Source organism: Geminicoccus harenae (assembly GCF_019800005.1).
Classification (GTDB): Bacteria; Pseudomonadota; Alphaproteobacteria; order Geminicoccales; family Geminicoccaceae; genus Geminicoccus; species Geminicoccus harenae.
Genome location: NZ_JABGCL010000012.1, coordinates 36,841 through 49,261, shown reverse-complemented (window position 1 = coordinate 49,261; position 12,421 = coordinate 36,841). Strand labels below are relative to the sequence as shown.

The following is a 12,421-nucleotide window of genomic DNA, read 5'->3' as shown; positions in this document are numbered from 1 at the left end:
GGGCCCGGTCGCGTGAATCAGGCGGCGGCTGGCCGGGCGACCCGACTCGGAGCACGAGCAGGCGCTGATCCGCATCGGCTTCTCGGTGCTGATCGGCCTCTACATCGTGTTCGCCGCGCCCGCCGAGCAGGCGCCGGAACGCTTCGTGGTCCAGGGCCTGTCGATCAGCCTGGGCGCGTTCTGCCTCTCGCTCCTGGTGTTCGGCCACATCCTGCTCCACCCGGGCGTCAGCGTGGTGCGGCGCCTGCTCGGCATGCTGATCGACACCACCGGCGTGAACGCGGTGATGCTGGTGGGCGGCATGACCGCCTCGCCCTTCTACCCGATCCTGCTCTGGATCATCTTCGGCCACGGCTTCCGCTTCGGCCGGCCCTATCTGTTCGCCTCGGCGGGCATGTCGCTGGTGCTGTTCGGCCTGGTGGTGTTCCTCAACGAGGACTGGCGCCTGATCCCGGCCCTGGACGTGGCGCTGATCATGGCGCTGGTCGTGCTGCCGGCCTACGTCTCGGTCCTGCTGCGCAAGTTGGAGCAGGCGGTCCAGCGGGCCGAGGAGGCCAACCGGGCGAAGAGCCGCTTCCTCGCGGTGATGAGCCACGAGTTCCGCACCCCGCTCAACGCGGTGATCGGCCTGTCCGACCTGCTGCGCCGCGACGAGAAGGACGATGACCGGCGCGAGATGCTGGGCACCATCCGCACCGCGTCGGGCACGATCCTGGGCCTGGTCGACGCGGTGCTGGACGCTGCCAAGATCGAGGCCGGCCGGTTCGCGGTGGTGCGCAAGCCGTTCGACGTCCACCTGCTGCTGGGCATCCTGCGCGGCATGCTGGAGCCCCAGGCCCAGGCCCGTGGCCTGTGGCTGCGCCTGGTGCTCGACCCGCAGGTGCCGCCCGGCCTGACCGGCGACATGTCCGCCCTGCAGCAGGTGCTGACCAACCTGATCGCCAACGCCCTGAAGTTCACCGAGCGGGGCGGCGTGACGATCCGGGTGAGTCGGATGATGCTGCCGAATGGCGAGGCGGGCGTCGGCTTCGACGTCGAGGATACCGGCATCGGCATCCCGCAGGAGGTGCAGGCGCGGATCTTCGAGAGCTTCACCCAGGCCGAGGACACCACCAACCGCGTCTATGGCGGCACCGGGCTCGGCCTCACCATCGCCAAGGAGCTGGTGGAGCTGATGGGCGGGCGCCTCGCCGTCGCCAGCGCGCCCGGCCAGGGGACCCGGTTCGGCTTCGCCCTGCCGCTGGCCCCGGTGGCCGCCGACGCGCTCCCGCCCCTGCCGAGCCATGGCACGGTGGTGGTGCTGGGCGAGGGAGCCTTGGCCGAGCGCGCCCATGCGGCGATCCGCGGCGCCGGGATCGCCTCCCAGCCGGCCGCCGACTTGGCCACTGCCGCCCTGCTCCTGCGCCGCGGCCATGGCCGCCGCCTGCTGGTGCTGAGCCGCGCCCGCCATGAGGATGCGGTCGAGCTGCTCGACCTGGTGACCCGGCGGATCGAGGTCCAGGTCGACATCGTGGTGTTGCAGCCTGCGGCCGTCCCGCGGCCGGACTATGCGATGGCGAGTGTGGCGCCCGACGGGATCGAGCGTGACCTGCCGGTCCTGGTGCGGGCGGCACTGGCGCCGCACCAGGCCCCGGCACTGGAATCCCGGCAGCAGCCGGCGGTCGCCAGGCATCCGGCCCGCCTCCTGATCGCCGAGGACAACCTGACCAACCAGCAGGTCGCCCGCCGTATCCTGGAGAGTGCCGGGCACGAGGTGGTGATCGTGGGCTCCGGCCAGGAGGCGGTCGACCGGATCGCGGTCGAGCGGTTCGACCTCGTGCTGATGGACCTGAACATGCCGGGCATGGGCGGGATCGAGGCGCTCAAGCTCCTGAAGTTCACCGAGGACGACCTGCCGCCGGTGGTGGCGCTCACCGCCGACGTGACCGATGCCACGGTCGAGGAATGCCGCAAGGTCGGGTTCTCCGGCTACGCCATGAAGCCGATCGAGACCGAGACCCTGCTCGACCAGATCGACCAGCTGGTGGCCCTGCACCGCGCCAGCGGCGCACCCGCGGCCGATCCGGTGGCCGCCAGGCCGGTCCGTGCGGTGCCGCCACCCCAGCCGGTCCCCTCACCTGCGGCCAGATCCACCGAGCTGGTCACCGAGCTGCCCAAGCCCCGCCCGGTGGTGGCGCTGGCGACCGCCGGTGATCCCCGCCCGGTGCTGGACCGGCGCAAGCTGGAGGGGCTGGCGGTGCTGGACCAGGGTGACGGCTTCATCGACGAGCTGCTCGACACCTTCGTGAGCGAGGCGGCGGAACTGGTCGACGGCATCGAGCAGGCGGTGGCGCAGGAGGACGTCGCGGCCATGCGCGACCACGCCCATGCCCTGCGCTCGAGTGCCGCCCATGTCGGCGCCACCGCCCTGTTCGACGTGCTGCTCGGCTGGCGCGGCCTGGACGACTCGGTCCTCCTGTCCAGGGGGCCGGCCGAGGTCCAGCGCCTGCGCCTGGAGCTGGAGCGGGCCACCACCGGCCTGATGGCCTGGCACGCCGAGCATTCCCTGGACCGGCGCAGCACGCAGCACTAGCCAGGACGGGCAACGGGGTTTCTGGCGGCTTGCGGCCAGACGCCTCCGTGGACACCGAACCGGCCGAGGGAGGCCCCACCATTGCCGCAGATCGCGATCATCGTCGAATTCGACACGCTGGATGGCCAGGAAGCCGAGTTCACCCGGCTCATCAGCGAGCATGCCCGCCTGACCCTCGAGGAGGAGGAAGGCTGCCTGCGCTTCGAGGTGATCAAGCCGATCGAGCGCGACGGCACGCCCATCCCCAACAAGGTGATGGTGAACGAGCTCTATGCCGACGAGGCCGCGGTCACCCGCCACGAGCAGAATCCGCGCATGCCGATCCTGCGCGAGGCGACCGGCAAGCTCCTGGCCGGTCGCCGCCTGATCATGGCCGAGGTCCGCTGACGGTTCAGCCGGGCTCGGCCAGAAGGTCGGCCAGTGCCGGCAGGATGCCCTTCTCGGCGATCGCCTTGCGGTAGCCGACGAAGCTCTGGACGAAGCCGGGGTGCGCATCCAGCTCCAGGAAGCGGAGCGTGCTGATCCGCAAGGGTGCGGCCGGGTCCGGATCGCTCGCGAGTGCCCGGTCCGCATCCTCCAGCTTCGGCTCGATCGGCTCGAAGCGCTGGCCCCGGTCGTCGGCCCCGCCGAGATAATGGGCGTAGCCGGCCAGGAGGAAGGCCAGGCGGCGATGGTCGCGCCCCCCTTCCAGGCACTGGCGGATCGTCTCGGACAGGAACACCGGGATCTTGGAGGTGCTGTCCGAGGTGAGCCGCGCGTTCTGGTCGTTGATCGCCGGGTTGGCGAAGCGGGCCAGCACGATGTCCCGGTAGCGCTCGAGCGGCATGTCCGCCGGTGCCGAGAGCAGCGGGATGACGTCCTTGTCCAGGAAGCTGCGAAGCAAGCCCATGATCCGCTCGTCGGCCATCGCCTCGTGGACGAAGCGGTAGCCGCCGACCTGGCCCGGGTAGGACAGCATCAGGTGCGAGGAGTTCAGCATCCTGAGCTTGATCTGCTCGTAAGGCTTCACGTCGTCGGTGAACTGCACGCCGACCGCTTCCAGCTTCGGCCGGCCGGAAGGGAAGTGATCCTCGACCACCCACTGGATGAAGTCCTCGGCGAACACCGGCGCCTCGTCGGCGATCCCCGTGAGCGCATTCAGTCGCCGGACGTCCTCGGGCAGCACGGCGGGCGTGATCCGGTCGACCATGCAGCTCGGAAAGGCGACATTCGCCGCGATCCAGTCGGCGAGTTCGCGGCTGCGCGCCCCGGCGAACGCCAGGATCGCCTTCTTCGCCACCTCACCATTGTTCTGCAGGTTGTCGCAGGAGAGCATGGTGAACGGCGGGACACCCGCCTTGCGCCGGCGCTCCAGGGCCGCGGTGACGACACCGAACATGGTGGCCGGCGCATCCGGCCGCGCCAGGTCCGCCACGATCTCGGGCGCATCCAGCCGGAACGCGCCGGTCTTGTCGTCGATGTTGTAGCCGCCTTCGGTGATGGTCATCGTCACGATCCGGATCGCGGGATCGCTCAGGCGCTCCAGCACCAGAGCCGGGTTGGCCGGTGCGAACAGATAGTCGACGATCGAGCCGATCACCTCGCTGCCGGGCTCGCCCTCGGGCGGGAATACGCTCAGCGTGTAGAGCCCGTCCTGCCGGGTGAGGCTCGCCGCCTTGGCCCGCTCGGCCGGGCTGTCGACCAGGCCGATGCCGAGGATACCCCAGCCCTCCTGGCCCTCCATGCTCAGGCAGCGGTCGAGATAGACCGCCTGATGAGCGCGATGGAAATTGCCGACGCTCAGATGCGCGATGCCGGCGGTGACCTTGCGGCGGTCATAGGCCGGCTTGCCGATGCCGGCCGGCAGGCGCTCCAGCATGCTGTTGTTCAAACCGGCCATTCTGCACTCCTTCCGAACCCGATCGTTGGCCCGGCCACGATGGCAGGCCGGCGCAGCCGGCGAAAGTTGCCACCGCTCTCCTCAGTCCAGCGCCAGCACCACGCCCTCGTCCGGGCGCAGCGCCAGCTCCTGGCCATGAATGGCCGGCTCGCCTGAAGCCAGCGTCGACAGCAGCACCTGCGCGCCTGCCACCCCTTCCGGCAGCGGCACGGTCTGCGCCGCGTGGCTGAAGTTGAGGGCGACCAGCAGCCGTTCTTGGCCAAAGCGTCGCTCATAGGCGAACACCTGGCCATCGGCATGGGCACCGACATAGTCGCCCACGCTCAGGGCCAGGTGGCGTCGCCGCAGCTCGATCAGCCGGCGGTAGAGGGTCAGGATCGAGCCCGGGTCCTCCCGCATCGCCGCCACGTTGCGGGTGCCGTGGTCCGGCGTCAGGGGCAGCCAGGGCCGGCCGGTGGTGAAGCCCGCACTCGGCGAGTCGTCCCACTGCATCGGCGTGCGCTGCGGGTCGCGGCCGAAGCCCAGGCCCGGCTCGTTGCGCTCCCAGGGGTCCTGCACCGCGTCGGGCGGGATCTCCACCCGGCCGATGCCGAGCTCGTCGCCGTAATACATGGTCGGCGTGCCGCGCAGGGTCAGCAGCAGCATGGCGGCGACCCGTGCCTGCGCTTCGCCCACACGCGCGGCGATCCGCGTCTGGTCGTGGTTGCCCAGCACCCAGTTGGGCCAGCCGCCCGGCGGGATGGCGCCCTCGTACTCCTCGACCAGTGCCGCGATGTCCCCGGCACGCCAGGCCATGTGGATGAGCTGGAAGTTGAACGGCAGGTGCGCGCCGGAGAGGTTCTCGCCGTAATAGGTGACCAGCCGGTCGAGCGGCAGGTAGATCTCGCCGATCAGCACCCGGTCGTCGAACTCGTCCAGCACCCGGCGCATCCCGGCGATGACGCCGTGGACCTCGGGCTGGTCGGTGGAATGGATCTGCAGGGTCCGGTTGATGTCCGGCTGGTCCGCCTGATAGGCGGGGTTCGGCGGGTTGTCGCGGAAGCCCTCGTCCTTCATCAGGTGCCAGATCACGTCGACCCGGAAGCCGTCCACGCCCCGGCGCAGCCAGAAGCGCAAGACGTCGTGCATCGCCGCCCGGACTTTCGGGTTGCGCCAGTTGAGGTCGGGCTGCTCCTTCAAGAAGGCATGGTAGTAGTACTGGCCGGTCGCCTCGTCGAAGGTCCAGCCCGGCCCGCCGAAATTGCTGTTCCAGTTGTTGGGCGGGCCGCCGCCCGGTGCCGGGTCGTGCCAGATGTACCAGTCGCGCTTCGGGTTATCGCGCGACGACCGGCTTTCCCGGAACCATTCGTGCTGGTCGGACGTGTGGTTGGGCACGAAGTCGACGATCAGCTTCAGGCCCCGGCCATGCACCTCGCCGATCAGCCGGTCGAAGTCGTCCAGCGAGCCGAAGATCGGGTCGACCCCGCAATAATCCGCGACGTCGTAACCGAAATCGGCCATGGGCGAGGGATAGAACGGGGAAAGCCAGACCGCGTCCACACCCAGCCAGGCGAGATGGTCGAGCCGCCGGCGGATGCCCTCCAGGTCGCCGATGCCGTCACCGTTCGAATCCTGAAAGGAGCGCGGATAGATCTGGTAGACGATCCCCCGCTTCCACCAGGTGTTCTCCGGCATCAGCCATCTCCAGCGCGTATGGGCCAACCGTTGGGCAAGCCCGCTGCGGGCCGACGGGTTCCCGCGGGGCCGGCTACCGTCCTGTTGATGGAACGGGACCGCCCTGCCCGGGTTGAACCACGTCGGCCGAGCCAGTTGGGATGAACGTGATGAGCCAGGTCGAGCCAGGGCTGCGGCGCCGGATGCCGATCGGTGCCGAGCCAGGCGAAGGCGGGACCTCGTTCCGCATCTGGGCACCGGCCTGTGCCGAGCTATCCGTGGTGCTGGCGGACGGCCGGGAGACGTCGCTCGCAGCCGAGGGGAACGGCTATTTCGCCGGCTTCCTGCCCGGGATCGGGGCGGGCGACCGCTACCGGCTGCGCCTGGACGGGAGCGACCAGCTCCTGCCGGACCCGGCATCGCGGCGGCAGCCCGAGGGCCCGCACGGACCATCCGAGGTGGCCGACCCGCACACCTATGGCTGGCGGCATCCCGAATGGCGGGGTGCCAGCATCCGGGGCCAAGTCATCTACGAGCTGCATGTCGGCACCTTCACGCCGGAGGGGACTTGGGCGGCAGCGCAGGAGAAGCTGCCATTCCTGCGCGACATCGGCATCACGCTGATCGAGATGATGCCGGTGAACGAGTTCGCGGGCCGGTTCGGCTGGGGCTATGACGGGGTCGGCCTGTTCGCGCCGACCCGGCTCTATGGCACGCCGGACGAGCTGCGCGGCTTCATCGATGCCGCGCACGGCCAGGGCATCGGCGTGATCCTGGACGTCGTCTATAATCACCTGGGCCCGGACGGCAATTACCTGCCCCGGTTCAGCAAGGACTACTTCACCGATCGCCATGACAACGAGTGGGGCGAGGCGATCAATTTCGACGGCCCGAACTCAGGGCCAGTGCGCGAGTTCTTCGTGAGCAACGCCGCCTACTGGATCGACGAATATCGCTTCGACGGCCTGCGCCTGGATGCCACCCAGAGCATGCAGGACGATTCGGCCGACCACATCATCGCCGAGATCGTGCGCGCCGCACGCGCGGCTGCCGGCGGCCGCCGGATCGTGATCATCGGCGAGAACGAGCCGCAGGAGACCCGGCTAGTGCGCCCGCAGGAACGGGGAGGCTTCGGGCTGGATGCGTTGTGGAACGACGATCTGCACCATTCCGCCATGGTGGCGGTGACGGGACGCCGCCCGGCCTACTACCGGGACCATCGCGGCAGCCCGCAAGAGTTCGTTTCTGCGGCCAAGCACGGCTACCTGTTCCAGGGCCAGGGCTATGCGCACCAGGGCAAGCGGCGCGGCACCCCTGGCCTGGACCTGCCACCCTGGACGATGGTGAGCTTCACCCAGAACCACGACCAGATCGCCAACAGCGCCCACGGCCTGCGCCTGCACCAGCGCACCGATCCCGCCCGGCTGCGTGCGCTGACCGGGCTCATGCTGCTCCTGCCGGCCACGCCCATGCTGTTCCAGGGCCAGGAATTCACGGCCTCCGCCCCGTTCTTCTACTTCGCCGACCATGAGCCGGAACTGGCCGCCACCGTGCGGGAGGGCCGGCAGGACTTCCTCGGCCAGTTCCCCGCCATGGCCACGCCGGAGATGCAGGCCCGCCTCACCGATCCCGCCTCCCCTGAACTGTTCCAGCGCTGCAAGCTCGACTGGGCGGAAGCCGGACGCCACGGCCATGTCTGCGCATTGCACCGCGACCTCCTGCGGCTGCGCCGCGAGGACCCGGTGTTCGCCGCACAGGGCAGGCACGGCCTGGACGGTGCCGTGCTCGGGCCGGAGGCGTTCCTCCTGCGTTTCTTCGGCGAGGCGGGCGACGACCGGCTGGTGCTGGTCAATCTCGGCGCGGACCTGGAGCGCGCCAGCCTGCCGGAGCCCCTGCTCGCACCACCGGCCGGGCGGGCCTGGCGGCTGCTCTGGTCCAGCGAATCGCCCGACTATGACGGCGGCGGCACGCCGCCGGTCGAGAACGGGACCGGCTGGTCGCTCCTGGGCCACGTCACGCTGGTGCTGGCGGCCCGGCCGGTCAGCGCGGGCTAGCCAAACCCGGGCAGGGGCATCAGGTCGGCCTGCACGCCGCGCGTGCCGAACAGGCGGTCTTTGGCCGGCGAGTCGTAGACCACCAGCAGTTGCGGCCCGTCCGGTCCCTCCAGCACCGCCGCCCCTTCGGCATGATCGCAGCCGTGCCCGGCCGGCAGTTCCAGCAGCACCGGGCAGCCATCCCGCCCGGTGATGGTCTCGGCCGCCTCGCCGCCCGGCGGAGTCCAGCGATGCAGCCGGACGGGGCCGTCCAGGTCCATGGTCGGGCCCGCCAGCACCAGGAGGTCGCCGTCCAGCAGGCACAGCTCGCGGATGCCGCAGCCGTCCAGGTCCAGGAAGTGCTTGCGGTAGCGCAGCCCGCCCGGGCCCAACCTGCCGAGCTTCAGCCGGTCACCGTGCGGCTTCACCCGGATCTCCAGGATGATGGCCCAGCCGCGCAGGACCGGTCCGCGCAGCCCGAGCATGACCCGCTCGCCCTCGACGGCCACGCCCTCGATGTCGAAGCCGTTCTCCTTGGCCGGAACCGCCATGAACGGAGCGAGATGACGATCGTCGCGCAGCACGTCGAGCAGGGCGCTGCGCTTGCGCCCGGCGCGCAGCCGGGCCGCGCATACCGGCGCGCCGGCTTGCTCGACCGCTTCGAGCAGGGCCAGGGGAATGCGGGCCAGGATCCGCCGGTTGGGGTTGCGGTCGATATCGGCGAGTTCGTCCAGCGCTTCCTCCTGGCCGTTCTCGCCCAACTCGGGCTTGTCGCGGGTGAAAGAGTGCGAGCCGGCGATCCAGAGGTGGCCGTCGTCCACGGCCAGGCCCTCGATGTCGATCTCGGGATCCGCCTCGCCCACCGGCAGCTTCAGCAGCCGGGTCAGATCGAAGACGCGGTGGTCGCCGAACTCCTGCTCGTCGATCCGGCGCAGCCGCTCGATCTTGGCCCCCTCGTCGGTGGCGAGCCACAGATAGCCGCCGCCAAAGGCCACCGCCGACAGGTCGGAGCGCGCCTTGTCGGCACGGCCGGCCGTGTGCTTGCCGCCGAGTGCCAGCTTCACCCGGCGAAATGGCGAACCTGCGGGCAGCTCAGCCACGGTGCGCCTCCTGCTGCCGATCCGGCTCGACCACGACATCGGGGGGTGCGCCTCGGTCGTCCGTCTCCTCCAGGATCCGCTCGAGCTCGCCCTCCTCCACCGCCCGCGCGGTCGCCTGCGGGCTCCGATGCTGCACCCGCCGCGGGCTCCCTGACGGCGCCGGTGCCTGCACCGCCTCGCTCTCGGCCGCCACCTCCGCCAGCGCATCGGCATGGAGCAGGCCGTGCTCCACCGCGTGCCGGGCGAACGCCATGCTGTCGGAGGCCAGCAGGAGGGTGCTGCCGGCCTCCGCCATCGCCGCCGCCAGGCCGTTGATCTCGGCGATGCGCCGCTCGTCGCAGGATACATTGCGGATATAGACGGCCAGCACCCGGCCCGGATGCTCGGCCACGATCTGCCGGTACACTTCCGGGTCGTGCTGGCCGCTGTCGCCAATCAGGATGAACGGCAGCTCGTCATACAGGGCCAGCATGTTGCTGATCAGCTCGTGCTTGTGGTGTTCGGCCTTGCGCGGCAGGGGTGACTTCCAGCTTACCCCCCACTCGCGCAGGAACAGGATCGGCCCGATCGGAATACGGTTACGGTCGAAGAACTCCTCAAGCACGTCGTAGATGCCCCAGGGCGCCCGGGACACGTAGAGCATCGGGTTGCCCTCGTTGCCGGCCCGGCCCCGGTGGAACGCCCGGTACAGGGCGGCCACGCCCGGGAAGGCCACCCGGTGGCCGGCATCCTCGACGAACAGGCGCCAGAGCATCTTCAGCTTGTTGGCGACACCGGTGTGCATCACCGTGTCGTCGATGTCGCTGATCACCACGTAGCGGCACTGCTCGGGCGGGATGAACACCTGGCCGGTGGCCCGCACCGGGCGCGGTTCGTCCATGCGCAGTTCGACCTCGTGCCACTCGTCCCGGCGCGGCGGGGGCCGCTCGGGGCGCAGATGGATCCGGAAGTAGCCGTCGCGGTCGGTCTGCGTCTGCAGTTGCGTACCGGCGAAGCTGGCGGTCACGGTGGCATCCGGCACGGCGCGCCGCACGATCCGGCGCAGGATGTCGTGCAGATCCCCGCCCAGCTCGCTGCGCCTGGCGGCCCGTTCCGGCGGCGACTGCCAGAACGCACGGCCGATCAGGAAGATCTCCTTGCAGGAGCCATAGCCGCGATAGGGCTCGAGCACGACGCCACGCTCGCCCTGGGCGTGCCGCGCAGGCCGGCCGAGCACCCGCAGCATCCGGGAGGTGCCGCGGCGCAAGGTCGACAGCAGGCCCTTCTGGCTCATTCCTCCGCATCCTCCTCCGCGCCAGGTCCTGCTGTTCAACATCTGACGGTGCGAGCGGTCCCCCTGCCATGCACACGACTTGTCGAATGAGATGTTATAACATAAAAAGTTCCGACCCGGCCGATGCCGGTAGCCGCCGCCCGGAGAACCAAGCTTGCCGCCCTTTCGTCATCTGCCGCACCGATCCTGGCTGCAGAGCTCGGCACTCGACCGGCTGATCCCGGTGGCGCTGGTGGTGGCGGCCCTGTGGGTCCTGGTCGGCTGGGCCACCGACCAATGGTGAGCGCCGCCGGACCGGCCGTGCGGCTGCACGACCTGACCCTCACCTATCGGCGCCACCCGGCCGTGCACCATCTGTCGGGCCGCTTCGCGCCCGGCTCGCTGACCGCCCTGGTCGGCCCCAACGGTGCCGGCAAGTCGACCCTGCTCAAGGCGATCATGGGCGCCATGCGCCCCCATGCCGGCCGGCTGGAGCTGGACGGCATCGACCGCCAGGACATCGCCTACCTGCCGCAGCTCGCCGAACTGGACCGCAGCTTCCCGATCAACGTGCTGGACCTGGTGGCGCTGGGCGCCTGGCGGCGGGTCGGCATGTTCGGCCGGCTGGCCGGCAGCCATGTCGAGCAGGCGCGCGAGGCGATCGCCGCGGTGGGGCTCGCCGGCTTCGAGCGGCGGGTGATCGGCACCCTGTCCGGCGGCCAGCTCCAGCGCGCCCTGTTCGCCCGGATGCTCCTGCAGGACGCCCGGCTCCTCCTTCTGGACGAGCCGTTTGCCGCGGTGGACGCGCGCACCACCCGGGACCTGCTGGCCCTGATCGCGCGCTGGCACGGCGAGGGCCGCACCATCGTCGCGGTCCTGCACGACCTGGAACTCGTGCGCGCCCATTTCCCCGAGGCGCTGCTGATCGCCCGCGAGCCGGTGGCCTGGGGTGCCACCGCTGCCGTGCTGAGCCCGGCCAACCTCCTGGCGGCACGCCGGATGAGCGAGGCCTGGGACGAAGCGGCACCACCCTGCGCGCAGGCCGCGTGATGCTGGACCTGCTGGCCGGGCCGTTCCTCGACTACGGCTTCATGCGCCGAGCCCTGGTGGGCTGCCTGGCCTTGTCGCTGGGTGCCTGCCCCTTGGGCGTGCTCCTGGTCCTGCGCCGGATGAGCCTGGTGGGCGATGCCATGGCCCACGCCATCCTGCCCGGCGCCGCGATCGGCTTTCTCGTCGCCGGCCTGTCGGTCGTCGCCATGACGATCGGCGGTGTCGTCACCGGCCTGACCGTGGCCCTGCTGGCTGGCCTGGTGTCGCGGCTCACCCCATTGCGCGAGGATGCGAGCTTCGCGGCCTTCTACCTGGTCTCGCTGGGCCTGGGCGTGCTGCTCGTCTCGATGCGCGGCTCCAGCGTCGACCTGCTCCACGTCCTGTTCGGCACGGTCCTGGCGCTGGACAATGCCGCGCTGGTCCTGATCGCCGCCATCGCCTCGGTGACCATGCTGACGCTGGCGGTCCTCCATCGCGCCCTGATCGTGGAATGCCTGGACCCGGGCTTCCTGCGCGCGGTGGGCGGCCACGGCATGCTCGTGCACATGCTGTTCCTGGCCCTGGTCGTGCTGAACCTGGTGGGCGGCTTCCATGCGCTGGGCACGCTGATGGTCGTGGGCATCATGATGCTGCCGGCTGCTTCCGCCCGCTTCTGGTCGGAGAACGTGGCTGGGCAGATGGCGGTCGCGAGCCTTCTGGGCTTTGCCGCCTGCGTCACCGGGCTTCTCTTCTCCTACCACCACAGCCTGCCGGCCTCGCCGGCGATCATCCTGGCAGCCGGCGCCATCTACGGCGCCTCGGTCCTGCTCGGCCGCCATGGCAGCCTTTTGGCCTCGGCGCTGCGGCTCCGCCATCTCCAGCACTGACCCTGCCAGCCAAGGA

The 12,421-nt window shown here is 70.3% G+C and carries 10 protein-coding genes; 6 read left to right on the top strand and 4 right to left on the bottom strand.

Annotated elements, in window-relative coordinates:
• Positions 1-85 precede the first annotated feature (85 nt).
• Together HLA95_RS13180 and HLA95_RS13175 are read left to right on the top strand one after the other, a co-directional pair.
• Positions 86-2,572, top strand: coding sequence for an ATP-binding protein (locus HLA95_RS13180; RefSeq protein WP_222183591.1), 2,487 nt, complete (start codon positions 86-88; stop codon positions 2,570-2,572).
• 81 nt (positions 2,573-2,653) lie between these two features.
• Complete coding sequence (locus HLA95_RS13175; protein WP_191060033.1) at positions 2,654-2,959, top strand: putative quinol monooxygenase; 306 nt, start codon at positions 2,654-2,656, stop codon at positions 2,957-2,959.
• A 4-nt stretch (positions 2,960-2,963) separates the two neighbouring features.
• Here HLA95_RS13175 and HLA95_RS13170 read toward each other — a convergent pair whose 3' ends face one another.
• A complete protein-coding gene (locus tag HLA95_RS13170) occupies positions 2,964-4,451 on the bottom strand; it encodes a mannitol dehydrogenase family protein (protein WP_191060034.1) in 1,488 nt (495 codons plus the stop codon).
• Positions 4,452-4,532: 81 nt separating this feature from the next.
• The gene (locus tag HLA95_RS13165; protein WP_191060035.1) at positions 4,533-6,125 is read right to left on the bottom strand and encodes an alpha-amylase family glycosyl hydrolase; all 1,593 of its coding nucleotides are present in this window, start codon (positions 6,123-6,125) and stop codon (positions 4,533-4,535) included.
• A gap of 149 nt (positions 6,126-6,274) precedes the next feature.
• On the opposite strand from HLA95_RS13165, the gene treZ reads away from it, so the two are divergent.
• Positions 6,275-8,158 carry a malto-oligosyltrehalose trehalohydrolase gene (gene treZ / locus HLA95_RS13160; RefSeq protein WP_191060036.1) on the top strand — a complete coding sequence of 628 codons (1,884 nt, stop codon included), beginning with the start codon at positions 6,275-6,277 and terminating at the stop codon, positions 8,156-8,158.
• Here treZ and HLA95_RS13155 read toward each other — a convergent pair.
• Both HLA95_RS13155 and HLA95_RS13150 read right to left on the bottom strand, forming a co-directional pair.
• Complete coding sequence (locus tag HLA95_RS13155; RefSeq protein ID WP_222183589.1) at positions 8,155-9,237, bottom strand: DUF3616 domain-containing protein; 1,083 nt, start codon at positions 9,235-9,237, stop codon at positions 8,155-8,157. The two genes, treZ and HLA95_RS13155, sit on opposite strands and share 4 nt — an antisense overlap.
• Positions 9,230-10,510, bottom strand: a complete 1,281-nt coding sequence (locus HLA95_RS13150; RefSeq protein ID WP_191062080.1) for an App1 family protein phosphatidate phosphatase — start codon at positions 10,508-10,510, stop codon at positions 9,230-9,232. Before HLA95_RS13150 ends, HLA95_RS13155 begins: the two co-directional genes overlap by 8 nt.
• A 154-nt stretch (positions 10,511-10,664) precedes the next feature.
• Between HLA95_RS13150 and HLA95_RS28230 the strand changes: the two genes are divergently transcribed.
• Genes HLA95_RS28230 through HLA95_RS13140 form a run of 3 tightly spaced genes read left to right on the top strand, consistent with a single transcriptional unit; the run spans position 10,665 to position 12,405 of the window.
• Positions 10,665-10,793 (top strand): hypothetical protein, encoded by a 129-nt coding sequence (locus HLA95_RS28230; protein WP_255513303.1) that lies wholly within the window; start codon positions 10,665-10,667, stop codon positions 10,791-10,793.
• A complete protein-coding gene (locus HLA95_RS13145) occupies positions 10,787-11,539 on the top strand; it encodes a metal ABC transporter ATP-binding protein (protein ID WP_222183587.1) in 753 nt (250 codons plus the stop codon). The genes HLA95_RS28230 and HLA95_RS13145 overlap by 7 nt, the downstream gene beginning before the upstream one ends.
• Complete coding sequence (locus tag HLA95_RS13140; RefSeq protein WP_191060744.1) at positions 11,539-12,405, top strand: metal ABC transporter permease; 867 nt, start codon at positions 11,539-11,541, stop codon at positions 12,403-12,405. The genes HLA95_RS13145 and HLA95_RS13140 overlap by 1 nt, the downstream gene beginning before the upstream one ends.
• Positions 12,406-12,421: the final 16 nt, after the last annotated feature.